The following is a 23,657-nucleotide window of genomic DNA, read 5'->3' as shown; positions in this document are numbered from 1 at the left end:
GGGGACGTGACGACCAGCCTGGAACTTCGTCCGCGCGGTGCCCCTCCCCCGGCCCCTCCCCGTTCGTTCCTCACGGAGAGGGGAGGAACGGCGAGGACGGGCGCGGAGTTTCGGCTCAGTCCTTTTTGACGGTGCCGTTCTTGTGGAACGGCGGGCGCACGACCTCGGCGGGGACGGCGGCGCCGCGGATGACGATGCCGATCTCCGTGCCCGCCTTGCTGGCCGCTGCGGGGACGTACGCCATGCCGACACCCTCGCCCAGCGTGGGGCTCAGCACGCCGCTGGTGACCACGCCGGCCTCGGCGCCATCGACGCTCACCGGGTAGCCGTGGCGGGGAAAGCCACGTTCCTTGAGGCGGAAGCCCACCAGCTTGCGCGCGATCCCCTGCTCCTTCTGGCGGGCCAGCGCGTCGCGGCCCACAAAGTCGCCCTTGTCCAGCTTGACCACCCACCCCAGCCCCGCCTCCAGCGGCGTGGTATCCTCGTCCAGGTCGTTGCCGTACAGCGCGTAGCCCATCTCCAGGCGCAGCGAGTCGCGGCAGCCCAGGCCGGCGGGGACGAGCCCGTCATCCGCCCCCACCTCCAGCAGCCGCCGCCACAGGCGCGAGGCGTCCGCCGCGGGGACATAGAGTTCGAAGCCGTCCTCGCCGGTGTAGCCGGTGCGGCTGATGGTGGCGGCGACGCCATCCACCGTGCCCTCGGCAAAGCGGTAGTAGCGGATGGAGTCCAGGTCCGCGTCCGTCAGCCGGGCCAGGATCTCCTGCGCCTTTGGGCCCTGCAGCGCCAGCAGGGCGATCTCATCCGTTCGATCCACCAGTTCCACGCCGAACTTTTCCGTGAACTGCTGGATCCAGCGCAGGTCCTTGTCCTTGTTGCTGCCGTTGACCACCAGCATCCAGTGCTCGGGATAGCGGTAGACGATCAGGTCGTCCAGCAGCTTGCCGTCGTGGTTCAGGAGGGTGCCGTACTGCGCCTGGCCCACGTCCACCTTCGACACGTCGTTGGTGGTGACGTACTGCACGAAGTCCAGTGCCCGGTCGCCGCGCACTTCGAACTCGCCCATGTGCGACACGTCGAACAGGCCGGCGGCGCGGCGCACAGCGTGGTGCTCGGCGGTAATGCCCGTGGGGTACTGCACCGGCATCTCGTACCCGGCGAACGGTACCAGCTTGGCGCCCAGGGCGGCGTGCTCGCCGTGCAGGGGGGTGCGCAGAAGGGTGGCCTCGGCCATCGTGCTTTCGTCCAGTGTGCGGGTCAGGCGGCGTACGCGTGCGCGGGGAAACTAATACGACCGCCGGGAGGGCGCGAGGCGTCCGCTGCCTGGATGGCAGGATTCCGGAGCCTGTCGACCGCGCCGATCTCGTCAGAAAAGCACAGGGGGATGCAGAAACGCGGAGGACGCGGAGGGTTTTCCCCCGCGTCCTCCGCGTTTCCTGCCGACGGCTCAACCGGGCGTCAGCCCTGTTCGGGACGCAGCAGTTCCAGCCAGCGAGGCGGTGTGGCGCCGCTTTGCGAATGCGTCTGCGCGAGAGCATCCAGCACCTCGTTCTCGGCCGCGCGCCGGCGTTCCTGGGGGATCTCCGACAGCAGAATCTGAAGCGCGGCGGCGTACGGACGCGCGACATCGATGTCGTGGGCCTTTTCGACCTTGTCCAGATACCACAGACCCAGCAAGCGCCGGACGCGCGGCTGAGGATTGGTGCGGCCAAGGATAAATTTGTGCAACGTGGAGCGGCCCAGCCCCACCTCATCGGCGACGCTGCGAATGGAGGTGATCTCCGTCTGCGTCCGGGTAAAATCCCGGAGCACCTCGATGGGCACGTTCCTGTAGTCCTTCATCACCCTTGCCCCCTCCGCCGTCACTCCGTTAGCTTGTCCCCTTCGTCCACTACATCCACTACGTCCGAAATGACTCCCATGCCGTCCTCTGCCGTACTCTGGTGGTCTTCCGCAATGAACACGACGTACCTGCCCGGTGGCATTGCATGTGTCTTTCGGCGTATCTACGGTATCAAATTCTCAGTGTTTACGCAAGAGTTTTGGAGTATCGGCGTGCTTTCCGGAGCGGCAATATTCAGCAAAAACCACGGGAAGATCGATGCGCCTTATTGCTGAATATTCTCGCTCCCATTGCGCCGGTGGTGGTCTTTCTGGGGCAGCCGCAAAAAGCGAGGTGGGACAACGCAGATCACCAACGAAGTGCGGTGGATTGACTGAAACAGCGAACCGAAAGGGTCAGATGAGACACACCCGGGGGATGCTCAAGACCTATCTCAAGCGGCAGGGCCACGGCCGGTACGATCTGGATGCGCTGAGCGTGCTCTCGCTTACGGCGATGGCGCATCGGGCGTTGGGTGGTGGACCTTCAGGAGTGCGCTTTGCCCGCTGGGCGGTTGGAGCCATCCTGGCCGTTCGCCTGCTGGCCAGTCTGGAGCAGGGCGGGTGGTTCAGGCGCAAGGCCGATCGCCCCCCGCGCCGGCAGAGGAACGATCACGGCTGCCGATAAACTTCCATTCGTTGATCAATTGGCTCGGCCGAGGGCTGCAGGACGAGAAAAGACGCGGCCTCACGTGCAGTGAACGGAGTCAGCGGAGTCTTCACGCGCAGTTCCCTTCGCGCTTTGGTCCGAGAGAACGCCGCTGCACTCTGTTGACTCTGTTAACTCTGTGTGAGGCGATCCTTTTTTGCTTGGGTCCGTCACTTGCGCACCCCGATTGCGCCACAGGCGCGCAAAAGGAGACAGAGGGATGATTCGGTACGGACCGGCGGGGTTTCAGTACAAGGACTGGGAGGGCGTGGTGTATCCCGCCCCCAAGCCCAGGAAGTTCGATCCGCTGGCGTACCTGGCGGGGTATTTCGACACCATCGAGATCAACTCCACCTTCTACGGGCCGGCGGCGCCCAGGACGGTGCAGAGCTGGCTGCGGCGCACGGAGCACAACCCCCACTTTCAGTTCGCGATGAAGCTGTACCAGCGCTTCACGCACCAGCGAAAGACGGCGTGGACGCAGGCGGAGGTGGACGAGGTGCGGGCGGGCTTCGACCCCATGCTGGAGAGCGGAAAGCTGGGCGCGGTGCTGCTGCAGTTTCCCTGGAGCTTTCAGCGCACGGACGAGAACCGCGAGTGGCTGGCCGACGTCACAAAGACGTTCGGCCACTATCCGCTGGTGCTGGAGGTGCGCCACGCCACGTGGAACGAGCCGGCGTTCTTCGACGCGCTGGTGGAGCGTGGGATCGGCTTCGTGAACATCGACCAGCCGCTGTTCAGGAACAGCATCAAGCCCAGCGCGCACGTAACGTCGCCGGTGGGCTACGTGCGGGTGCACGGCCGCAACTACAAGGACTGGTTCCGCGAAAAGGCTGGCCGCGACGAGCGCTACGACTACCTGTACTCGCCCGCGGAGTTGAAGCCCTGGGCCGAGCGCACCCAAGAGATCGCCGCCGAGCCGCCCACGGAAGACGTGTTCGTGGTCACCAACAACCACTTTCGCGGCAAAGCCGTCACCAACGCGCTGATGCTGCAGTCGATGGTGGAAGGAAAGAAGGTGCCCGGGCCCCCGCCGCTCTTCGACGAGTACGGCGAGGTGCTGGCGGACTACGCCGAGCCGGCGGAGGTGGAAGCCGCGTCCCCGGCGGAAGAAGGCTGAACGGCACCACGTTCCAGCGTGGTAAAAAGATGAGCCGCGGAGAAGGTTTCTCCGCGGCTCATCCGTTTTCCGCGTCTCCGCCAAAGATCGGGCATGAGGGACTGGGACGGCTCCCGAGGGCTGGGTCTGGCGCAACCCGGCAAAGATCCTTCGGTCGCGCGCAAGTTTCTGTGGTTACGAAAGTTGCGCCGCTCGCGCTCCCTCAGGATGACACCGTGCCTCCGTTGGGAGCGGGGGAGTTTCAGCAACTCCCTCTCAGGCGTGCGCGGGGACGGCGGCCTGCAGGTACTGGGCGCTCACCCAGCCCGCGACGGGCGCGGTAATCTCCCGCCAGCCGTTCTGCTCCGCGACGGCCGTGACCACGGTACCCTTCGAAACCGTATCGATGGCGGCGTTGGCCTTGTCGGGTCCGCTGCGCACGTTGAGTGATTCCGCGGTGACGGTGAACTGCGCGGTGGGCACCGGCTGCAGGTACTGGCCGCTCACCCAGCCGGCCACGGGCGCGGTGATCTGCCGCCAGCCGTTCTGCTCGGCCACCGCCGTCACCACCGTTCCCTCGCGCACCGTGCCGACCGCCGCGTTCGACGTGTCCGGGCCGCCGCGCACGTTCAGCGCGCTGGCGGTGACGGTGAAGCGCTCGCCGGTTCCGGCCACCGGCGCCGGCGTCGCGGGCTGCGGCGGGATAACGGGCACGCCGTCCGTCGCGGCGATGACGCTCGCGCGCAGGATGGCCTCGAGCCTGGCGGCGTACCCGGCGATCGTCTGCGCCTTGTCGGTGCCGTTGATGATGCGGCGTGCGTTCACATAATCGCACTGCTCATCGTTGATGTACTTGGACAGACCTTTGCCCGTGAACGAGCCGTTGCGCATCCCCAGCGACATGATCTGGTAGGCGACGACGGGGTCCAGCGCCAGTTCCGGCTGGTAGAGCAGCCGGTTGCCCAGCTTTTCACCCATCGCCTTGTAGTTCCAGTCCCAGGTAAGCTGCACGTAGCCGCGGCCGTAGTACACGTTGGTGAACGCGTTCCCCCCGGCATCCGTGACCGTCACCGGCACGCCGTACTTGAGCCCCTTGCCCTTGCTGAACTCCTCGATGGGAAGCCAGCGGTCGGCGCACTCGTGCTTTACGGTGGCCAGCATGTAGGCCAGCCAGCGGATGTCGGTGATGTGCGGATCGCTCTCCGCGGCGCCCAGCAGCTTGTCGAAGCCGGCCTTGCGCTCCGGTTTGGTGATGGCGCCGAACGCGGCCTCGTACGCCGCGAAGAACGTTTGCCGGTCGATCTTCACGCGACTCGCTCCTGGAAAAACGGAGGATGAAAGGGGAGACAGCCGATGGGGAAGGCTTCTGCCGCGCGCCGGGCGGCGCGCGGGTGCAATCTAGCGGCTACCGCACGCACCACCAAGAGGTTCGGCCGGTGTCCGGCATCAAACGTTTCCGCGGCCGGTTGCGGCGTCTCCCCCCGTAGTCCACGCGGGCCGGAATCCTTGTCGGTACGGCGGATGGAAGGTAGATTCGAGGCCCCGTCCGGTTTTTTCCCGCCGCATCGGCATTCCGTTCCACGCGCCGTACCCAGGTTCATCGTCCATGCGCATCATCCTTTCGCTGCTGGGGCTTGCCCTGGCCGCGGCCGTGCCCGCCGCCGCGCAGGCGCCCGTCATCACCGAGCAGGGCGACCCCTCCGTCCGCGCCGACACCATCTACCGGCTGGCCGTGGACCCCGCGGACTACCCGGAAGAAGAGCACGTGCTGCTGCTGGACGACGGCGTGGTGCGCATGGAGCCCGACGGCACCGGCAGCCGCACCTACCGCACGGTGGTGCAGGTGCTTACGCAGGACGCGGCGGAGAACTGGGGCGAGCTGAGCTTTGGCTGGGACCTCAAGCGCGAGCGGCACCGGCTCAACTGGGTGCGCGTGATCGACGCGGCCACGGGACGGGTGATCAGCGACAAGCCGGTGCACGACCAGCAAAGCCTGGCACCGGTGGACTTTGACGCGCCGGTCTACACCGACCGGCAGACGCGCCGGGTGTCGCTGGGCGGGGTGCAGGCGGGGGTGATCGTGGACTACAGCTACACCACCGAAACGCTGCAATCGGTGCTGCCGGGCGACTGGATGGGGAGCTGGGGGATCCACACCGGCGCGCCCACCCTGCGGTCGCGCTACATCCTGGACGTGCCGGCGAGCTACCAGCCGCGCATGGAGGAGCGCAACCTCACCTTCCGGCGGCGCGAGCAGGTGCGCGACGGGCGCCGCGTGTACACCTGGGCCACGCACGACCTGCCCAAGATCGAGGCGGAACCGTTCGCCGCGCTGGACTCCAACACGGTGTACATGGGCCTGTCGTTCGCCGGGCGCACGGAGTGGGCGGACGTGGCGCGCTGGTACGCGGGCCTTTCCGCCGACCGCTACACGCTCACGCCGCAGATCGAGGCGCGGCTGGCGGAGGTGGTGAAGGACGCGCGCACGCTGGATGATTCGCTGCGCGCGGTGCACCGCTGGGTCGCCCAGGACTTCCGCTACGTTTCGCTGTCGCTGGGGATCGGCGGATACCAGCCGCGCACGCCGGAGGAGGTGATGCGCACGCAGTACGGCGACTGCAAGGACAAGGCGACGCTGTTCATCGCCCTGGCGCGGCGGATGGGGGTGAACGCGCACCCGGTGCTGCTGAACTCGTACGGCGGGGTGGACGCGGCCATGCCCTCCATCAACCAGTTCAACCACATGATCGCGGCGGTGGAGCGGCCTGGCGGGTACACCTACCTGGACCTGACGGCGGAGATCATTCCCTGGGGCGAGATCAACCCCAGCTACCAGGGCGCGTTTGGCCTGGTGGTGCATCCCGACGGCCGCGGCGAGCCGGTGACCTTTCCCCGGGCCCAGCCTGCGGACAACCGCATGGAGTCGCTGGTGGCGGGCGAGCTGGCGGAGGACGGCACCTTTACGGGCACGTTCACCACGGCCAGCACGGGCACGCTGCAGTACGGGCTGCGCGAGGCGTTCTCGGCGCGCATCAGCCCGCGCGACCGGCAGGAGATCACACGTAACCTGGCCCAGAACGTGTTCGAGGGTGCGCGCGGCGACAGCCTGGAGATCTTTGACGGCAAGGACCTGCGCGCGGTGCCGCGCACGCGGGTGTGGCTGTCCGGCGGGCGCGCGGCCACGCCGTCGGGCGGCACGCTGATCCTTACGCTGCCGTTTGGCAACGGCGCCAGCCGCGAGCTGATCGCGGAGCTGGAGTCGCGCGACGAGCCGCGCCGCTTCGACATCGACGTGGCGGACGTGATCGGGCCGGTGGAGACGGTGACGGAGTACCGCGTGACGCTGCCGGAGGGATACCGCGCGCGCCTGCCCCGCAACGTGGTGGCGGAAAGCGCGTTTGGCCGCTACACGGCGGAGTTCGCGCAGGAAGGCCGCGAGCTGCGCGTGGTGCGCCGCGTCGCGGGCCTTCGCGGCACCGAGCCCAAGGAGCGCCTTCCCGAGCTGCTCACCTTTCTGCGCGACATGAGCAAGGACGACGTGCAGTTCATCGTCGTGGAGCCCGCGGGGAGCTGACGCTGGCGGACCGCGATCGAAACACGCCGTCTTCGCGCTTCGCGGAGGCGGCGTTGTTACCGGGACCGCAAAAGATGGGGGCTCACACGGAGTCAACGGAGTCAACGGAGTTTTCTCGTGCCGTTTCCTCGTGCTCCGCGGGTAGAGGGCTGCTGCGCGATCGGGGGGAAGATTGCGCCCACTCCGCGAGCGATCGAAGCAGCATCGTTCACAGACTCCAATACCGTTTGAGCCACCGTCCGAACGCTGTTGCGGCACATCCTCCAAAGCCGTCATTTCTCGAAGGTTAAAGGAAAGCTAAAGCGTTAATGCGCAAAGATTTGAACGGATTAAACAAAACTCTTGTTTGTGGGGACCGGAGGTTGTATTCTATGGCTGCCTCTGCCCAGCGGGTCCCATTCCTTCCGCCTTGTTCCACAATCCCGTGCCCAGCCGCACTTTGCTCCTCGTCGACGCAAACGAGGACAGCCGCCTGATCTATGCCGCCGCGCTGCGCCATCACGGGCTTTCCGTGGTGGCGCACGAGTGCAGCGCGTCGGCGGTGGATCTGGCGCGCACGCACCAGCCGCGGGTGATCGTGCTGGGGCTGTCGTACGCGTCGGGTCCGGGGTGGGGCGCGCTGCGGGCGCTCAAGGAGGACCCGGTGACGGCATCCATCCCCATCGTGGCGGTGAGCACCACCGGGCTTGTGGAGCACCGCGAACGCGCCATGGCTATGGGCTGCGCCGCCTTTCTGGTCAAGCCGCTTCCCCCGCTGGAACTGCTCGCCGTCGCCCGCGAGATCATGCAGGCCGGCCACGCGGCCGTGGCCTGAGCCAATCCCCAAACACGCAGGTGTCGCGCGGAGGCACGGAGGCGCGGAGAAATCCTCTGCATATCTCCGCGTCTCGTGTGAACCTGTTCTTTTCCGCGATCGACAGACGAAGGACGATCGAGCTTCCTCGACCCGCTCGGTTCTCTCGTATGACGATCCGTTGCTGTTCTCCGCGCCTCCGCGTCCTCCGCGTCTCCGCGTGAGCTCTTTTCCGTGGCCGATGTAAGAAACCCTCCCCCGATGTCTCGGAGGAGGGTTTCTCGTTTTTCTGGAGCCGTGCGGATCAGGTCGCGTTCGCGGGCTCGCGGTAGCGGGCCAGGACTTCGAGGAAGACCTTGGACGACCGGGCAAAGGCGCCGCGGCGGCGCAGCTCGGTGGGGCTGCTGCCCACGAACTTCTGCGTTACGCGCCGCAGGCCGCTGTCGGATGAGTAGCCGCAGGCGTGCGCCACGGACAGCACGGTGCGGCCCGGGTCGTCCAGCAGCTCGGCGGCGAGAAGGATGCGCATCCACGCCAGCAGCTTGCGCGGTGGCGGAAGCTCCGCGCGCTCGCACCAGCGCAGCAGCGTGCGGCGGCTCAGGCGAAGCTGGCGGGCCAGATCGCGCCCGTGCCCGCCCACCGCCACCACCTCGGCCGCCGCGTCCACGATGGCGCGGGCGCGGCCCGGGGTGTCGGCCGGCAGCACCTGCTCCAGCAGCGCCTTGAGCGGCCGGCCCTGCGCCGCGCGAAAGCGCTGCACCATGGCCTGCGGCGTGTCGTCGTGGGCGATGGAGATCACCTGCACCACGCCCCACTTGCCCAGCGTGCGAAGGTCCTCGAGCCGGTTGGGCTTGATCTCCATGGCCGCGAAAACGGCCGTGGAGGGGAACTCCACCAGCAGCGACTTGAGGCTGGGTGAGGGGCCGCCGGCGCCGGTGACGTCCTCGTACGGGTTTACCACCACCAGGGCGCTGGGCGGAGAGTCGCGCACCGCCTCTTCCAGCGACGGCCAGTCGGGCACCGCCTGGAACGTGTACTCCTTGCCGGCAACCTTGCGTACCCGCTCCCGGAAAGCCTCGTTGCTGTGCAGCACCAGCAGAGGGCGTGCGCCGATCTTCATCTTGCCTGTCTGTGTGGAGGGTTGTGGATCCATCCGCGAGGCCCGGGCCCCGCGCCTGTAACAGCCACCAGCGACGCGTTCAGCGTCCGCACCAGGTCCATCGCGAACGTTTCCGCGGGCTCCGCGGCCTCGGCCGGCTCCGCCGCGGCGGCGCGGGCTTTTACGCCGCGGGTGCGGCGCACCTGGTCCAGCACGGATTCCGCCGTGAGCAGCACCTTGGCCTCGCCGCGCTCGCGGGCCACCTGCACCGCCCGCTCCGCCGCCGCCTGGGCGCGCTCGTGCTCGCCCAGCATGGCCGCGCCGCGGGCCAGCTCCAGCATGACCGTCGCCGCGTTCTCCGGGCTTTGCGTGCGCGACATGCGGTCCCACACGTCTTCCCAGGTCTGCTCGAAGATGCGCCGCTCGCCCGCGCCGGCGGCCGCGCGCACCAGGTTGGCCTGCGCCATCACCCGCTCCTCGCGGCGCTGCATGTGGTGCACGAGCGCCTGCAGGACGGTAAGCGCGGGACGGAACCGCCCGCGCTCGATCCAGAAGTACGCCACGTCAGCCGCCAGAAACACCAGCCGCGGGTGCTCGGGCCCGTACATCTCGAACGCCTGCCGCGCCAGCCGCTCCGCCTCCTGCGCCTGCCCCATGTCCGACGCCACGGTCGCCAGGTCGTGCAGCGCGGAGCCCTGCAGCCCGCGCAGCGAGTGCCGGCGGGCCGTGCGCAGCGCGCGCAGCAGAAAGCGGCGCGCCGCGGCCAGCTTGCCGCGCTGCAGGTACAGCGTGCCCAGCCCCAGGAACGAGATGGAGTAGGTGGACCAGTCGCCGCTCTGCCGCGCCAGCGCCACGGCGCGGCGGTACCACGTTTCCGCCCGCGGGTACTCCGCGCGGCGCCGCGCCAGCCGGCCCACGGCAAAGCTGAGCGCCGCCTCGTGCGGCATCACCACCGCCGCGCCCTGGGAAAAGGCGATCGCCGTCTCCAGGTGGCCGTTCTGGTCCGCCCACAGCGCCACGTGCTGGCACGCCACCGCCACCTGCTCCGCCGTGGCCCCCTCCGGCGCCCCCGTCATCCGCACCAGCGCCAGCAGCGCCGTCTCCAGCTGCAGGTCCGCGTCGGCCGCGCGCAGCAGGGCGGCCAGCCCCTCGTCCGCGCCGGGCTCGAACAGACCCGCACGATGCTCCGGCGGCGTGGCGCTCCACGCGTAGACGTCGCGCGCCAGCTGAAAGAGCAGGACCCCCAGCGGCCCGTCCATCTCGTTCAGAACGGCCGCGCCCTCGAACGCCTCGCCGCCGTGCAGAATGGCGGGGGGCGTACGCCAGCGCCGCGCGGTTCTCCGGACGGGGGGTACAAGACGGCTGGATCGCATGGGGGCTGCCGCGGGAAGATCCGGAAAGACGGGAGTATCCGGGGTGGGATGATAACGCGTATCTCCTTTCCACGCCATAGTGTTGCGTACGTCGCACCTGTCGCGGCGGCGGCGGGAGAAGGTAGTTTTTTACACCGTATGGGCCCCAAGTGTGCTCCGTTGGCGTGGTACTTTCAGTACCGCACCTCAAGGGACACCGGCGTTCCCTTGTGGACAAAGTGGATATGCGCGCGGAAGCGGATGCAACCCATGCGTTTCCGTCACCGCACCCGGGGACTGGGGCAACACGCAGGCGTCAGGGTCGCTAAATGCGAAATCGTCTGATAAAGATATTCACAACGGCAGCGTCACGTCTCCGTCGCTCGCGAACTGAACGCGCGGCGCCCGGCGGAGCGGGCGCCGTGCGTCATCGCACGCTCATGCGCCGGTGGCGATGCGGCGCAGGTCGTCGATGATGCGGTCCACGAAGCGGGGAACGTTGGGCCCGCCGCGGTCCAGGTCGATGGCCTGCAGCGCGCTGGCGGCGTCCACCAGCGTCCCCTGCTCGTCCGCGAAGCCGGGCGTGCGCAGGTCCAGCTCCGCCATCTGCAGGCCGATGTCCGCCAGCAGCGCGCGGATGGTGAGCAGCCGCTTTCCGCGGTCCATGGGCGGGTCTGCCTTGAGCGCCTCCAGCGCCCCGATGGCCTGCTGGCACAACCGTACGAACTCCGGGGGATGGGCGGCGGCGGGCATCGGATCAGTCATGGCGCGTCCGGAGCGAAGGCGATCAAAAGGGGACGGGCATCCCACGTACTCTCGTACTCTCGTACTCTCGTACTCTCGTACTCTCGTACTCTCGTACTCTCGTACCTTCGTACCTTCGTACCTTCGTACCTTCGTACCTTCGTACCTTCGTACCTTCGTACCTTCGTACCTCACCTCACGCCCGCCCCCGCTTCCCCAGCCGGGGCACAACCACCGCCAGCGCCACCACCAGCAGCAGCCCGCGGAATCCGTACTGCACGTACGGCGGCTCGCCCTCGGGGGTGAAGGTGGAGAGCAGGTAGCGGTCGGCCAGGAACAGCGCGGCCAGCGTGAGGGCGATCAGCAGCCCCAGCACCGCGGGGCGCACCGTCGTATCCACCGCCGCGTGCGTCTCGTCGTCGATGCGCACGTCCTTGGTTTCGCGCAGCAGCAACGTCCCCAGGATAAAGGTGATGATCGCCACCGCCACCGGGTACAGCAGCCCCGCGTACTGCGCCGCCACCGGAAAGCCCTCCGGCCTGGCCGTGGCGAACGCCACCACCACCGTCGCGATCACCGGCAGAAATCCGCCAAAGTAGCCGTTGCCCACGTGGTAGGGCAGCGAGACGCTGGTGTAGCGCACCCGCGCCGGAAAGCTCTCCACCAGGAACGCCGCGATGGGCCCGTAGACGATGGTGACGAAGATGACGAGGACGAACACGCACGCCGTGAGCGCCACCGCGTTGTAGGTGCCCCCCGCCGGCGTGAACCGCCACATCAGCTGAAAGATGGGGATGATGAAGATGGCGCCCAGCAGGTTGCCCGCCATCATCACCTTCTTGCGCCCAATGCGGTCCGACAGCGCGCCAAAGACGATGAAGAACGGCGTGGCCAGCACCAGCGCCACCGCGATGATCGTCCGCGTGTCGACAAAGCTCACCTTGCCCACGTTCTCCAGCCAGGTGAGCGCGTAGAACTGGCCCGTGTACCAGATCACCGCCTGCCCCGCCGCCGCGCCCCACAGCACGATCAGCATGGTCTGCCACCGTCCCGCGCTGCCAAAGCTTTCCGCGATCGGCCGCGTGGACGTTTTGCCCGCCGCCTTCATCTGCGTGAACAGCGGGCTCTCCCGCAGGCGCATGCGGATGAACAGCGACACCAGCACCAGCACGGAGCTGAGGAGAAACGGCACGCGCCAGCCCCAGCGCTCCCAGTCTTCCGCCGGCATCACCGAGCGCACCGCCAGAATCACCAGCAGCGAGACCAGCAGGCCCAGCGTGGCGGTGGTCTGGATGAACGCCGTGTAAAAGCCGCGCCGGTTGTCGGGCACGTGCTCGGCCACGTACGTCGCCGCGCCGCCGTACTCGCCGCCCAGCGCCAGGCCCTGGACAAGCCGAAGCAGCAGCAGGATGATGGGCGCCGCCACGCCGATGGTGGCGTACCCCGGCAGCAGGCCGATGATGAACGTGGCGCCGCCCATGATGAGCAGCGTGACCAGAAAGGCGTACTTGCGGCCGACGAGGTCGCCGATGCGGCCGAAGAAGAGCGCGCCGAACGGCCGCGCCGCGAAACCGGCCGCGAAGGTCGCCAGCGTCTGCACCAGCGCCAGCGTGGTGTTGCCCTGCGGAAAGAAGGTGCCGGCCAGGATGGTGGCCAGGCTGCCGAAGATGTAGAAGTCGTACCACTCGATCATCGTCCCCACGGACGACGCGGCGATCACCTTCCAGATGGTGCGCGTGTCCGACGGCTGGTGGTCGGACGCCGCGGCCGTGTGCGCGGGGAGCGGGGCTTGGGCCATCGGTTTCTCCGAGGGGTGGATGAGGGGGCGCGGGCGGCGCGTGCGCGCGGTTCCGGCCCGGCGTGGCTGGCGAGCGAACGTCCGTTCCCCTGCTGATGCAACACGATTGCCGCAACGCGGGATTCCGGCAAGGCCGCAGAACGCGCAAAGCCCGTCCGGTGGCCGTCCACCCGTCCCCGCGGCGGCGGCTCAGGACCCGGGATGATCGCCGGGCCCGCTCTCATACGGCCTTTGAGCGCACGATCGCTTCCACGCAAGGATTTCTGGTGCTATAGATAACGTACCTTCGCAGTCCTCCTCTCCCACCACGAAAGGCTCCCATGCGCAAGATCCTGCTCGCAGCCGCCCTTCTCCTCTCCGCCGCCGCCTGCGGCAGCAGCCCCACCGCGTCCGCCACCGCGGCCGACATCCAGATGAACCTGAGCGAGGACGACGGCCGGCCGCCCCCGGTCTGCACGCGGTACGCGCTGGCCGGCGGCCACCGCACCTGTGAGGAGCAGCCCACGTATTAGCTCGCCCCGAACGGCTCCCATCGCTCGCCGGGCACGCGCGGCCCGGCGGCGATCCCAGCTGCGGGGATCACGGGGTGATCCCGTCCGCTGGCATACGGTCTCGCGCGGAAGGGCGCGGAGACGCGGAGGAAGGTCCTCTCTGCGCCTCCGCGCCCTTCCCGTGAGACGTTCGTTTTCAGGATTCGGCACCAGCGTTCCCGCCACACGAATGTGTCCGGCGCCCTCGTCGCGCGGCGCCCGGTCTGAGCCTTGCGGCGGCTCCGCGTCGCGGCATACCATGGCGCGACGCCAGCCGCCGCCCCGAGCGCATTCCGATCGCCCAACCGCCGGAGAACCGCCGCATGTCCACGGAGAGCACGCTCGACTCCCTTCTGACCGAAGACCGCGCCTTTCCGCCGCCGCCGGCGTTTACCGCCCAGGCCAACGCCAGCGACCCGCGGATCTACGCCGCCGCGGACGCCGACCCCGAAGCGTACTGGGCGGAATGGGCGCAACGGCTGCACTGGTTTGCGCCGTGGGAGCGCGTGCTGGACTGGCAGCCGCCGTACGCAAAGTGGTTCGTGGGCGGCCGGCTGAACGCATCGTACAACTGCCTTGACCGGCACGTGGAAGAAGGACGCGGCGGCAAGACCGCGCTGCTGTGGGAGGGCGAGCCGGGCGACACGCGCACCTACACCTACGCCGACCTGCACCGCGAGGTGTCGAAGGCCGCGAACGCGCTCAAGAAGATGGGCGTGACCAAGGGCGACCGCGTCGCCATCTACCTGCCGATGATCCCCGAAGCCGCCATCGCCATGCTGGCCTGCGCCCGCATCGGCGCCGCGCACTCGGTGGTGTTCGGAGGATTCAGCGCCGAGAGCCTGCGTGACCGCATCCGCGACGCGGAGTGCAAGGTCCTCATCACCGCGGACGGCGGATACCGGCGCGGCGGCATCGTCGCCCTCAAGCGCGCCGCGGACGAGGCGGTGGAGCAGGAGGGCGGATGCCCGTCCATCCAGCACGTCCTGGTGGTCCGCCGCCACGGCTCCGACGGCGATTCGCTGGGCGGCGCCGGGATGAAGGAGGGCCGCGACCACTGGTGGCACGACGTGGTGGAATCCGCCGATGCCGACTGCCCCGCGGAGCCGATGGATGCGGAGGACCTGCTGTTCATCCTCTACACCAGCGGCACCACGGGCAAGCCCAAGGGGATCATGCACAGCACGGGCGGCTACCTGACCCAGTGCCTGGCGACCACCAACCTGGTCTTCGACCTCAAGGACGACGACGTCTACTGGTGCACGGCCGACGTGGGATGGGTGACGGGCCACTCGTACATCGTGTACGGCCCGCTGGCCAACGGCGCGACGGTGCTGATGTACGAGGGTGCGCCCGACGCACCTGACCGCGGGCGGATGTGGAAGATCATCCAGGACTACCGGGTGACGATCTTCTACACCGCGCCGACGGCGATTCGCGCGTTCATGAAGTGGGGCACGGAGTGGCCCGCGAAGTACGATCTTTCCACGCTGCGGCTGCTGGGCACCGTGGGCGAGCCCATCAACCCCGAGGCGTGGGTCTGGTACCACCAGAACATCGGCGGCGCGCGCTGCCCCATCGTGGACACGTGGTGGCAGACGGAGACGGGCGCCATCATGATCACCCCGCTCCCCGGTCTTACCGAAACCGTCCCCGGCAGCGCGACCACGCCCTTCCCCGGCATCCGCGCCGACATCCTTTCGCTCAAGGGCGAGCACATCCCGACGGGCGGCGGATTTCTGGCCATCCGGCGCCCCTGGCCCAGCATGCTGCGCGGCATCTGGGGCGATCCGCAGCGCTTTGTGGAGACCTACTGGAGCAAGTGGGCGGGCGAGACCGTGGGGGCGGGGGATGATTCGCAGCCCGGCGAGAGCGTCTACTTTCCCGGCGACGGCGCCAAGCGCGACGAGCGCGGCAACTTCTGGGTCATCGGCCGCATCGACGACGTGCTGAACGTCGCCGGCCACCGCATCGGCACGATGGAGGTGGAGAGCGCCCTGGTCGACCACCCCTCCGTCGCCGAAGCCGCCGTCGTGGGCAAGGCGCACGAGTTGAAGGGCCAGGCCGTCGCCGCGTTCGTCACGTTGAAGGAGGGCATCGAGGCCACCGACGCGCTGATGAAGGAGCTGAGCGACCACGTGGTGCGGAAGATCGGCGCCATCGCGCGCCCCGACGCCATCCTGTTCGCCGGCGACCTTCCCAAGACGCGCAGCGGCAAGATCATGCGCCGCCTGCTCAAAGACATCGCCGAAGGCCGCGCCCTCGGCGACACCACCACCCTCGCCGACCCCACCGTCGTCGCGCGGCTCAAGGACGACTACGAGGCCAAGGAAGGCTGACGATTACGTCGGTGTAGGCGACAAGAACGGGCGCTCCTCACATGAGGGGCGCCCGTTGCAGCGCGGGAGACTTGCCCTCACAGCAAAGCACCGCAACTAGCCAGAATGCGGCGACGGTGAATGGATGGCTACGACTCGGCCGCCTTCAACCAGCGGTCGTCAAGGTGGAAGTTACGCAGCGGCTTAGGAACGCGTTTCGGATTGACCCGCTCGAGCAAATGGATCTGGAAGTGAGGGGGCGCGTTTTTCCCGGAGTTCAGCGCTAGCTTCCACTCGCGCGTAACCCATCTTGACGCTTGGGCGTGACGAGACCAGAAGAGCAGGAATGTCTCGCGGGTGGTGATTTCTTTCTCCAATCTTGCCTCATATCGCTCACCCATCCTCAATCCATCCCGATCCACGAAGAAGTCCACACCCGTAAACGCTTCAAGGGAGGAAACACGCTGGTAGACATCAGCCATGTCCTTGCTGGCGTATGAAACAAAGGCGCGATCCGGTGCCTGAGTCTGACTGGATATCCGCTCGCCAGAGAGGGTGCTCCCGATCGCTACGGATAGGGAGATCTGCCCGACATTGAACCCATCAATCGTTGCTTTCAGCGTCAGCACGATCTGGCGCTCGGCCGCGTCGGCGGGGACGCGTATCGTGAAGTCCAGAACATTGTACTCGCCGTCCCACTCAAACGACTGCGTGGGATCCGGCACCTCCAGGCCGGAAGCGAAGAGTTCGACCGCGACGGGTGCGCCGCGCTTCCAGCGAGCAGCGAAGGCCGTCTTGACGCCCAGTTTTGGCGGACTGCTCTCTAAATCCTGTGAGAGCCGGTGCTCGGCCTGCTTTTCAAAGGCTTTGACGTATGCGGCGAACGTGACGAGGTATTCGTTTCCCGGCTGAACCTGCTTCGGCGCCGAAGCGCCTAGCAGGACCGGCTCAGGAGCCGCTGGAGGCACATCCGATCCGACGGGTTGCGGCTTGTCCACCGGGTAAAACTCGTGTATTGGACTTGACGGCCCGCGCGGTTCACGTGGCTCACGCGGTCCACCGTCATCGAGCCCCGCGATCGCGGAGACGGGGGTGATGATTCCGACATCATGTCTGTTCAGCTTGCTCAGACGCGGGATCAAGTTCTCAGCGGTGCTCGAAATATCGAGAAGATTGTAGTATTCAGCGAAATGCTGCTTCAGTTCGCTCGAGGGACTGCTCGTTCCAGGGGAAACATCCGCCAGCGGGATGTGGGAGACTTCCAACCTGATCAGCCCGTCTTGGGGGAGAAGCGCTGGCAAATCTTCGCGCTCACCTGTTCCCATGCGAGCGCGGCTAATATCCAGCGAATCGCCAGGCAACTGCATGGTCCACGTCAGCTCGCTGGCAAGGCGAATATCCTGGCGCCCATCAAACTCCCAGAGTGCCTCGCCGCCCATCCTGCTTGCATAACCAGAATCGAGCGAAATCCGTGCGAGCACCAGGGGATTGGGCGAGTAGCTCAGGAGTCCTGGAGAAAGCCTGGAGCCGGTAACCAACGTCAGGTCGAGAAGCTCCTCGGCGGAGGAGCTTCTGGGCCTTAACTCCGTGTTCGCACCCGAGCCTTCTCCGAAGTTCAGAACCCACCCTTCCAGCGGCAGATCTCGTTCGAAGCCCGGGCTGAGAAGCCTGGCGATGTACGGCGAACTCGTGTGCTGATGATAGGGGTCGATGTGACCAGACGTGTTCGGCAGCAGCGCATGCACCACCCCCGCGGCATGATCGGGTACGAAGACGAACATCCCCCGGAACGTGACCTCGAGTGTAAACATGAAGGCTCCTCATGGAACGCGGTTCATGCTATGCCATGCCCTTCATCATAGTTGTAATTCGGAAGCACATCCAGCATTCTGAGTGCGCGGTCCGTTTCTTCATCGCATCCTCCAAGGTCCACCCTCCGGTTCGCTGGGCTCCTGCGGTTCGTCCGCATAGGCGCCTGCATCCCCGGCGTGCCGTCGGGAAAATCAACGCTCCCTGTCCATCAACAGTCTTTGATGCGCTCTACGCCCAAGCGCGAGGGGCGACTGCAATGCTTGACTCGCGCCCCCCGCGCGTTCATTCGTGGATGGCCGCACTTGGATCCACTCTCCATCCTTCATGACGGACATCCCACCATGAGCAACGGTATTCTGCCGACCCAGGCACCCACGGATGCCACGCCGGGAGGCGGCCCGGGAAGCCGGTTCGTGCCCAAGGCGTTCATTCTGGGCTTTGGCGCGCTGCTGACCGCGACGGTGCTGCTGGTGTTCTACCTGCTGCTGGCACTGTGGCCACAGCCCACGCCATCGACGGAACCCATCCGCACGGAAACCACGGCAGGCCCACGCTCCTGGCAAGCGATGTTTGACGCCGTCGACAGCGTTCGCGCCGCGGACAGCGCCCGCAGGGCCGACAGCGTGCGCACCGCGGCCGCGGCGTCTCGTCCGGCGGATTCGGCCGCGGCGGCGCGTCTGCGGGATTCGGCGGCAGCGGCAGGGGCCGGAGACAGCGTGGGCACGGCGGGGGTGGCACCTCGTCCCGCGGGTTCAACAGCGGCCCGCGCCGGCGGTACATCTGCATCGGGAAGTACTGCCGCCTCGGGGACTACCGCCGATACGCGTACTTGCAAAGGCCGCCTGGAGCAGGCGTGGACGCGCAAGGACAAGCCGGCACCGGCCGCTTGCGTGCGGTTGTTCGGGCGCGACTTCCTGCTATGGGACGAGCAGCGGCTGCTGATGCTGGTGCTGCTGGGTGGCGCGCTGGGCGGGCTGCTGCACGTGCTGCGGTCATTCGGGTGGTACGTGGGCAACCGTGAGCTGGTGATGAGCTGGCTGCCGCGGTACGTGCTGCTGATCACCACCGGGGCAGGGCTCGCGTTCGTGTTCTACGTGGTGGTGCGGGGCGGGTTCTTTTCCCCCGGCACCAGCTTCGAGAACACAAGCCCCTTCGGATTCATCGCGTTTGCCACGCTGGTGGGGCTGTTCAGCGAGCAGGCCATCCTCAAGCTGAAGGAGATTTCCGAGACACTGCTGTCCAAGCCGGCAAAGGGGGCCGACGCGGCGCCACAGGGCACTGCACCCAGCACCACCGCCACGAACACCGATGCCGCCGGCGCGGGAGCAGTCGCGCTCAAGATCTCCAACGTCGTTCCGGCGAGAGACCAGCAGGGCGCCGTGACCCGCGACTTCACCATTCAGGGGACCGGGTTCGTGGCGCAGCCGGAGGTTTTCGTCAACGATGCGAAGGTGACTTCCACCTTCGTGAGCGCGACGGAATTGAAGTTGGAACTGGGCGCGATCCCCGCGGAGGGCACGGTGCTGAAGCTACGGGTGCGCAACCCTGATAGCCGTGAATCCACCTTCGATTACACCGTTCCTGGTCCGGCCGCTGGCTGAGTGCCGAGCGCGGTTGCAACCTGGCGGGTTGACCAACAAAAAGAGGCGCGGCGATTTTGCCGCGCCTCTTCTGTTGCCTCAGGGCATGCTCGTGAGCTCAAGGCCCTCGCGCCCTCCGCTCCAGCGCGTACACGTAGTCGCCCAGCGGCGAGCCGTCGTTGTCGGCGGCGTTGGCGGCGGCGGAGAAGGTGACGGGACCGGTGGCGGGGGCGGTCCAGAGGACGGACCACTCGGCAGCACCGGGGGCGGCGAGGCGGGATCCGGGCTCGGTGTGGCCGGCGTAGCGGATGCCGGCGGTGGTTTCCACCTTCACCGCCGTGGAGCCCGCCGCCACGGCGAGTTCGCCAGCCTGGGCGCCGGCGGCGGTGCGGGCGGAAAGCTGAAAGCCGGCGGCGGCCATCCGCGGGCGGCGCAGGCGCACGATCAGGCGATAGGCCTGTCCGGGCGTGTAGCGCTCGGGCAGGCCTTCGATCGTCAGGGAGCCGGCGGGGTCGTTCTGCTCGTTGCCGAAGTGGCAGGCGATGCAGGTGGGCTCGCCGAATCCGCCCGTCGTCCCCGGCGGCGCGCCGTACGGATAGACGCGGCCGTGCACACGCGCGGAGCCCGCCGCGGCGAGGATTGCGGCGGCGGCAAGCGACAGGGGAAAAACGGCGAGCGCACTCCGGAGCTTCATCTTCCCAGACTTCGGCGCGAGGTTCAGGGGCTTGGGAGGGATGGCCGATGATAGCTACATCACGTCGGGCGGATTGTCGAGGGCCGGGGGCTGAGATCCGGGTATCCGCCGGCTTTTACGGATGTGCCTCACACGGAGTCAACGGAGTTAACGGAGTGCAGGCGGAGGGGTGAGATTCAGGGTTCGCGGGTATCGGTCCGGGCAGGCAGGGGAAGTTGGCTGTGGTTGACAATGGGCCGATGTACAGGTCATTTGGCGGATGATGGAGGGACCGGGGCGGCGGTGCGGCGCCCCGGCGTTTTTTCGTATCAGCGCGGATGGATGCGGATGGGCGACGGGACAGTGGCGGAGCGGCTGCGGCTGGGGCACATCATCTACAGCAACTGCTTTCCGGTGCACGCGCGACTGCTGGACGTGGGCGCGCCGGAGTGGATCGACATCGTGCAGGGCGTACCGTCGCACCTGAACGCGCTGCTGGAGCGCGGCGAGATTGACGTGGCGCCGTGCTCCAGCATCGAGTTCGCCCGCAACGCGCACCGCTACCGCGTGCTGCCGGACCTGGTGATCGGCGCACGGGGTCCGGTGCGCAGCATCATCTTCGCGACCACGCGGCCGCCGGAGCAGCTGGACGGCGCGCTGGTGGCCATGCCCACGGCATCCGCCACCTCCGTGGTGCTGCTGAAGGTGCTGCTGCGGCTGCGCTGGGGCGTGCAGCCGCGCTTTCGCTGGTTCGACCAGGCGGCGGAAGATCCGTTCGCCGCGGGCGCCGACGCGGCGCTGTTCATCGGCGACGTGGCGCTGCAGGCGGACCTGTATCCGCGGGTGCCGCATCGCTTCGATCTGGGCGCGGAGTGGTGGGCGCACACGGGGCTGCCGTTCGCGTTCGCCGTCTGGCAGGCGGGCGGCGGCTCGGACGACGCGTTGCGGCGGCTGCACGCCGCACTGCTGGAATCGCGCGCCTACGGCCACGCCCACCGCGCGGAACTCGCGGCTCGCTGGGCGGATCGGTTCGGGTTTGACGCCGCGTTCCTGGACGGCTACTGGCGCGACCTGTCGTACGAGCTGGACGCGCCGATGCTGGAGGGGCTTACCACCTTCTACCGCCTGGCCGCGGAGATCGGCGAGATTCCCCAGGCACCGCGCCTGCGCTTTGTATCCGTCAAAGATCCGCACGTGGCGATCGGCTGACCGGCGGCGACCTCGTCCTGGCGGGAACGGTCGGATCGGGGCGGATGATCCACATCCAGTTCCACAACGTGCCCGGCTGAGCGCGGGCCTTGGCGGGCCGCGCGAGTGTGTACATCTTTCAGGGGCCGCGCCGGTGCATCCGCCGGCGCGGCTCTCGTTCTCTCGCGGAATCAACCGTGAACTCCCATCCCCTTCCCTGCCTCCGCGGCGCTCTTCGCCGCGGACCGGCCCTTTGCGCGCTGGTGGCCGCGCTGGGGCTTTCCGTCGCGCCGCTGGACGCGCAGTCGCGTCATCAACCGCGTCCGCCTCTCCGGCCCTTGTCGACGGACACCGCCGCGGGCGTGCGCGTGTGCGCCGGCGGCGACGTGACGCTGGGCACCAACCTCGACACCACCTGGGTGCACACCGCCCGTGCGCGGCTGGGCCGCCGCGTGGCCGCGCTGCCGTCGCCGGACTCGCTGCTGGCGCCGCTGCGGCCGCTGCTGGAGGATGCGGACATCGTGCTGCTGAACGTGGAAGCGGCCATCGGCGAGGGGCGCATCAACCGCCAGAAGTGCGCGCGCGGATCCACGGCGTGCTTCGCCTTTCGCTCGCCGGTGGCGGCGGCGGGGGCCATGCGGCGGGTGGCGCCGGAGCAGGCGCGGGTGATTGGCAACGTGGCCAACAACCACGCCCGCGACGACGGCGACATCGGCCGCCGCAACACCATCCGCCACCTGGACGACGCTGGCGTGCAGGTGACGGGGATGGACACCATCGCCACGCCCGTGGTCACCGAACGCGGCGACACGGTGGCGTTCCTGGGCTACGCGCAGTGGACGGGGCCGGACCCGCGCGACCTGCCCGCCGTGCGCCGGCAGGTGCGCCGCGCCGCGGACGCGTACGCGCGCGTGGTGGTGACCATGCACATGGGCGCGGAGGGGCGCGGCCGGCAGAACACGCCCAACGCGCGGGAGATGTTCGTGGGCGAGGACCGTGGCAACGTGGTGGCGTTCGCGCGCGCGGCGGTGGAGTCCGGCGCGGACCTGGTGATCGGCCACGGGCCGCACGTGATGCGCGCGGCGGAGTGGCGCGACGGCAAGCTGGTCTTCTACTCGCTGGGCAACCTGGTGACGTACGGCCCGTTCACCATGAGCGAGCCGCTGAACCGGGGCGGCATCGCCTGCGCGGTCCTGGGCCGCGACGGCGCCATCCTTTCCGCGCAGCTGCGATCCACCGTGCAGCGGGTGCCGGGGCTGGTTTCGATCGATTCCACACATCGCGCCGCCGTGCTGACGGACTCGCTGGGCCGCATCGACATGCCGTCCACCGCCGCGCGTCTGGATCGCTACACCGGCGAGGTGCTGCGCCCGGACGGCACGCCGCTCCCGCGCGCGCTGCCCGGGATCCCCGCGCCCGCCGTTCAGCCCGACTCCGTGGCGCCGCGCAGGCGTGGAGCGCGGCGGCGGAGCCCGTAACCGACTGGGCCTCACACGGAGTCAACGGAGTTAACGGAGTTTTCTCGTGCCGTTTCATCGGGCTTCGGTCCGAGGAAACACGACAAAGCAACTCCGTTAACTCCGTTGACTCCGTGTGAGCTATTTCTTGTGATGGATGAAAAACGAAGAAGCCGGCTCCCTTGCTCGGGAGCCGGCCTCATCGTGATCTGCATCGACCGAAGACGGAAGATCAGCTGCGCGGGCGCGTGGCGCGAGGGACCGCGGGGGTGCCCTGGCGAGGCGCGGGGGCGCGCTGGGCCACCGTGGCGGCCGTGCTGTCGATCTGCGAGCCGAACACGCGGCGCACGCCCATCCAGGCGCGGACCAGGTTGCTCTGCGGGCGGTCCAGGTTGCTTTCGGTGATCTGGCCGCGGCCACTGCTGGCGTGCACGTACCGCCCGTCGCCCACGTAGACGCCGATGTGCGTTACCCGGCCGCCGCGGCCAAAGGTAAGCAGGTCGCCGGGGCGCAGCATGGAGCGTTCGCGGGGAATCTCCGTCCCCACGCGCGCCTGCTGGGCGGCGGTGCGCGGCAGGTTTACGCCAAAGGCGCGGGCCAGGTACTGGGTAAAGCCGCTGCAGTCAAAGCCACGGGTGCTGGTGCCGCCAAAGACGTAGCGGATGCCAAGCTGCTGGCGGGCGAACGCGACCACGGAGTCGCGGCGGGCTTCCATGCCAAAGCGGGGCGAGTCGTCGCTGGGTACGGGGCGGCCTTCCTGGGCCACGGCCACGACGGGAAGCAGTAGAACGGAAAAGAACAGCGCACGCAGCGCGGTGGTCCGGGACATCGTTTTCGGGGATTCGGGTCCGCGTTCCCGGCGCCGGGAAACAGCTGGCCGGGTGGCGTCGGTCCCTCGCAAGGGAGAATGACGACCGCGGCGGCGCCGGACGGATACAGCAGCACTGCTGTTGGATGGGGCGGCAACCTACGCCCGGCCGTGAGGCCCGTCAACACCTTCGGGGCGAACGAATCTCTATCCCGTTGCGCCCCATCGACTTGCGATCCGGTCTTCGGGGCGGCGGAAAGGGCGGACGGGCGGGCGTTCTTGTGACGATGCCCATCGCCCGCTAC

At 68.0% G+C, this 23,657-nt stretch carries 19 protein-coding genes; 9 read left to right on the top strand and 10 right to left on the bottom strand.

From position 1 onward, the window contains the following. Positions 1 to 115: 115 nt before the first annotated feature. Positions 116 to 1,231, bottom strand: coding sequence for a glycine cleavage system aminomethyltransferase GcvT (gene gcvT / locus ACOJUJ_RS25445; protein WP_420129741.1), 1,116 nt, complete (start codon positions 1,229 to 1,231; stop codon positions 116 to 118). Between the two features lie 224 nt (positions 1,232 to 1,455). Beyond that, complete coding sequence (locus tag ACOJUJ_RS25440) at positions 1,456 to 1,839, bottom strand: hypothetical protein (RefSeq protein WP_420129740.1); 384 nt, start codon at positions 1,837 to 1,839, stop codon at positions 1,456 to 1,458. Between the two features lie 400 nt (positions 1,840 to 2,239). On the opposite strand from ACOJUJ_RS25440, the gene ACOJUJ_RS25435 reads away from it, so the two are divergent. Together ACOJUJ_RS25435 and ACOJUJ_RS25430 are read left to right on the top strand one after the other, a co-directional pair. Next, positions 2,240 to 2,506, top strand: coding sequence for a hypothetical protein (locus ACOJUJ_RS25435; protein ID WP_420129739.1), 267 nt, complete (start codon positions 2,240 to 2,242; stop codon positions 2,504 to 2,506). A gap of 241 nt (positions 2,507 to 2,747) precedes the next feature. Continuing rightward, on the top strand, positions 2,748 to 3,647 hold the full coding sequence (locus ACOJUJ_RS25430) for a DUF72 domain-containing protein (protein WP_420129738.1): 900 nt from the start codon (positions 2,748 to 2,750) through the stop codon (positions 3,645 to 3,647). 255 nt (positions 3,648 to 3,902) lie between these two features. Here ACOJUJ_RS25430 and ACOJUJ_RS25425 read toward each other — a convergent pair whose 3' ends face one another. Further along, complete coding sequence (locus ACOJUJ_RS25425; protein ID WP_420129737.1) at positions 3,903 to 4,934, bottom strand: SH3 domain-containing protein; 1,032 nt, start codon at positions 4,932 to 4,934, stop codon at positions 3,903 to 3,905. A 298-nt stretch (positions 4,935 to 5,232) separates the two neighbouring features. On the opposite strand from ACOJUJ_RS25425, the gene ACOJUJ_RS25420 reads away from it, so the two are divergent. Together ACOJUJ_RS25420 and ACOJUJ_RS25415 are read left to right on the top strand one after the other, a co-directional pair. Further along, entirely contained in the window at positions 5,233 to 7,200 is a 1,968-nt protein-coding gene (locus ACOJUJ_RS25420) for a DUF3857 domain-containing transglutaminase family protein (RefSeq protein WP_420129736.1), read from the top strand. Positions 7,201 to 7,624: 424 nt separating this feature from the next. Continuing rightward, complete coding sequence (locus ACOJUJ_RS25415; protein ID WP_420129735.1) at positions 7,625 to 8,014, top strand: response regulator; 390 nt, start codon at positions 7,625 to 7,627, stop codon at positions 8,012 to 8,014. A 283-nt stretch (positions 8,015 to 8,297) separates the two neighbouring features. Here ACOJUJ_RS25415 and ACOJUJ_RS25410 read toward each other — a convergent pair whose 3' ends face one another. The 4 genes from ACOJUJ_RS25410 to ACOJUJ_RS25395 all read right to left on the bottom strand — a co-directional run bounded on the left by ACOJUJ_RS25410 (position 8,298) and on the right by ACOJUJ_RS25395 (position 12,986). After that, positions 8,298 to 9,113, bottom strand: coding sequence for a helix-turn-helix domain-containing protein (locus tag ACOJUJ_RS25410; protein WP_420129734.1), 816 nt, complete (start codon positions 9,111 to 9,113; stop codon positions 8,298 to 8,300). After that, a complete protein-coding gene (locus tag ACOJUJ_RS25405; protein WP_420129733.1) occupies positions 9,110 to 10,465 on the bottom strand; it encodes a tetratricopeptide repeat protein in 1,356 nt (451 codons plus the stop codon). Before ACOJUJ_RS25405 ends, ACOJUJ_RS25410 begins: the two co-directional genes overlap by 4 nt. Before the next feature lie 417 nt (positions 10,466 to 10,882). Next, positions 10,883 to 11,209: a hypothetical protein gene (locus ACOJUJ_RS25400; protein ID WP_420129732.1), complete on the bottom strand. Its 327-nt coding sequence runs from the start codon at positions 11,207 to 11,209 to the stop codon at positions 10,883 to 10,885. 175 nt (positions 11,210 to 11,384) lie between these two features. After that, the gene (locus ACOJUJ_RS25395; RefSeq protein WP_420129731.1) at positions 11,385 to 12,986 is read right to left on the bottom strand and encodes an MFS transporter; all 1,602 of its coding nucleotides are present in this window, start codon (positions 12,984 to 12,986) and stop codon (positions 11,385 to 11,387) included. Positions 12,987 to 13,306: 320 nt separating this feature from the next. Between ACOJUJ_RS25395 and ACOJUJ_RS25390 the strand changes: the two genes are divergently transcribed. Together ACOJUJ_RS25390 and acs are read left to right on the top strand one after the other, a co-directional pair. Further along, a complete protein-coding gene (locus ACOJUJ_RS25390) occupies positions 13,307 to 13,498 on the top strand; it encodes a hypothetical protein (protein WP_420129730.1) in 192 nt (63 codons plus the stop codon). Between the two features lie 341 nt (positions 13,499 to 13,839). Then, positions 13,840 to 15,855 (top strand): acetate--CoA ligase, encoded by a 2,016-nt coding sequence (gene acs / locus ACOJUJ_RS25385; RefSeq protein WP_420129729.1) that lies wholly within the window; start codon positions 13,840 to 13,842, stop codon positions 15,853 to 15,855. Between the two features lie 128 nt (positions 15,856 to 15,983). On the opposite strand, the gene ACOJUJ_RS25380 is transcribed toward acs, so the two are convergent. After that, a complete protein-coding gene (locus tag ACOJUJ_RS25380; RefSeq protein ID WP_420129728.1) occupies positions 15,984 to 17,645 on the bottom strand; it encodes a toll/interleukin-1 receptor domain-containing protein in 1,662 nt (553 codons plus the stop codon). A 303-nt stretch (positions 17,646 to 17,948) separates the two neighbouring features. Between ACOJUJ_RS25380 and ACOJUJ_RS25375 the strand changes: the two genes are divergently transcribed. Continuing rightward, positions 17,949 to 19,247, top strand: coding sequence for an IPT/TIG domain-containing protein (locus tag ACOJUJ_RS25375; RefSeq protein WP_420129727.1), 1,299 nt, complete (start codon positions 17,949 to 17,951; stop codon positions 19,245 to 19,247). Between the two features lie 97 nt (positions 19,248 to 19,344). Here ACOJUJ_RS25375 and ACOJUJ_RS25370 read toward each other — a convergent pair whose 3' ends face one another. Beyond that, on the bottom strand, positions 19,345 to 19,920 hold the full coding sequence (locus ACOJUJ_RS25370) for a choice-of-anchor V domain-containing protein (RefSeq protein ID WP_420129726.1): 576 nt from the start codon (positions 19,918 to 19,920) through the stop codon (positions 19,345 to 19,347). A 327-nt stretch (positions 19,921 to 20,247) separates the two neighbouring features. Between ACOJUJ_RS25370 and ACOJUJ_RS25365 the strand changes: the two genes are divergently transcribed. Then, positions 20,248 to 21,108 carry a menaquinone biosynthetic enzyme MqnA/MqnD family protein gene (locus ACOJUJ_RS25365; RefSeq protein WP_420129725.1) on the top strand — a complete coding sequence of 287 codons (861 nt, stop codon included), beginning with the start codon at positions 20,248 to 20,250 and terminating at the stop codon, positions 21,106 to 21,108. 317 nt (positions 21,109 to 21,425) lie between these two features. Beyond that, positions 21,426 to 22,565, top strand: coding sequence for a CapA family protein (locus ACOJUJ_RS25360; protein WP_420129724.1), 1,140 nt, complete (start codon positions 21,426 to 21,428; stop codon positions 22,563 to 22,565). A gap of 211 nt (positions 22,566 to 22,776) precedes the next feature. Here the strand turns inward: ACOJUJ_RS25360 and ACOJUJ_RS25355 are convergent, their stop codons facing one another. Continuing rightward, positions 22,777 to 23,373: a C40 family peptidase gene (locus ACOJUJ_RS25355; RefSeq protein ID WP_420129723.1), complete on the bottom strand. Its 597-nt coding sequence runs from the start codon at positions 23,371 to 23,373 to the stop codon at positions 22,777 to 22,779. Positions 23,374 to 23,657 lie beyond the last annotated feature (284 nt).

This window comes from Longimicrobium sp. (assembly GCF_048594345.1).
GTDB lineage: Bacteria > Gemmatimonadota > Gemmatimonadetes > Longimicrobiales > Longimicrobiaceae > Longimicrobium.
This window is presented reverse-complemented; position numbering and strand designations above follow the sequence as displayed.

What these genes read in the sequence shown, in the direction of transcription:
- ACOJUJ_RS25370 (WP_420129726.1), bottom strand. Translation starts at nt 19,920, where the DNA reads ATGAAGCTCCGGAGTGCGCTCGCCGTTTTTCCCCTGTCGCTTGCCGCC.
- ACOJUJ_RS25430 (WP_420129738.1), top strand. Translation starts at nt 2,748, where the DNA reads ATGATTCGGTACGGACCGGCGGGGTTTCAGTACAAGGACTGGGAGGGC.
- ACOJUJ_RS25435 (WP_420129739.1), top strand. Translation starts at nt 2,240, where the DNA reads ATGAGACACACCCGGGGGATGCTCAAGACCTATCTCAAGCGGCAGGGC.
- ACOJUJ_RS25380 (WP_420129728.1), bottom strand. Translation starts at nt 17,645, where the DNA reads ATGTTTACACTCGAGGTCACGTTCCGGGGGATGTTCGTCTTCGTACCC.
- ACOJUJ_RS25400 (WP_420129732.1), bottom strand. Translation starts at nt 11,209, where the DNA reads ATGACTGATCCGATGCCCGCCGCCGCCCATCCCCCGGAGTTCGTACGG.
- ACOJUJ_RS25410 (WP_420129734.1), bottom strand. Translation starts at nt 9,113, where the DNA reads ATGAAGATCGGCGCACGCCCTCTGCTGGTGCTGCACAGCAACGAGGCT.
- ACOJUJ_RS25390 (WP_420129730.1), top strand. Translation starts at nt 13,307, where the DNA reads ATGCGCAAGATCCTGCTCGCAGCCGCCCTTCTCCTCTCCGCCGCCGCC.
- ACOJUJ_RS25440 (WP_420129740.1), bottom strand. Translation starts at nt 1,839, where the DNA reads ATGAAGGACTACAGGAACGTGCCCATCGAGGTGCTCCGGGATTTTACC.
- acs (WP_420129729.1), top strand. Translation starts at nt 13,840, where the DNA reads ATGTCCACGGAGAGCACGCTCGACTCCCTTCTGACCGAAGACCGCGCC.
- ACOJUJ_RS25405 (WP_420129733.1), bottom strand. Translation starts at nt 10,465, where the DNA reads ATGCGATCCAGCCGTCTTGTACCCCCCGTCCGGAGAACCGCGCGGCGC.
- ACOJUJ_RS25365 (WP_420129725.1), top strand. Translation starts at nt 20,248, where the DNA reads ATGGGCGACGGGACAGTGGCGGAGCGGCTGCGGCTGGGGCACATCATC.
- ACOJUJ_RS25395 (WP_420129731.1), bottom strand. Translation starts at nt 12,986, where the DNA reads ATGGCCCAAGCCCCGCTCCCCGCGCACACGGCCGCGGCGTCCGACCAC.
- ACOJUJ_RS25355 (WP_420129723.1), bottom strand. Translation starts at nt 23,373, where the DNA reads ATGTCCCGGACCACCGCGCTGCGTGCGCTGTTCTTTTCCGTTCTACTG.
- gcvT (WP_420129741.1), bottom strand. Translation starts at nt 1,231, where the DNA reads ATGGCCGAGGCCACCCTTCTGCGCACCCCCCTGCACGGCGAGCACGCC.
- ACOJUJ_RS25420 (WP_420129736.1), top strand. Translation starts at nt 5,233, where the DNA reads ATGCGCATCATCCTTTCGCTGCTGGGGCTTGCCCTGGCCGCGGCCGTG.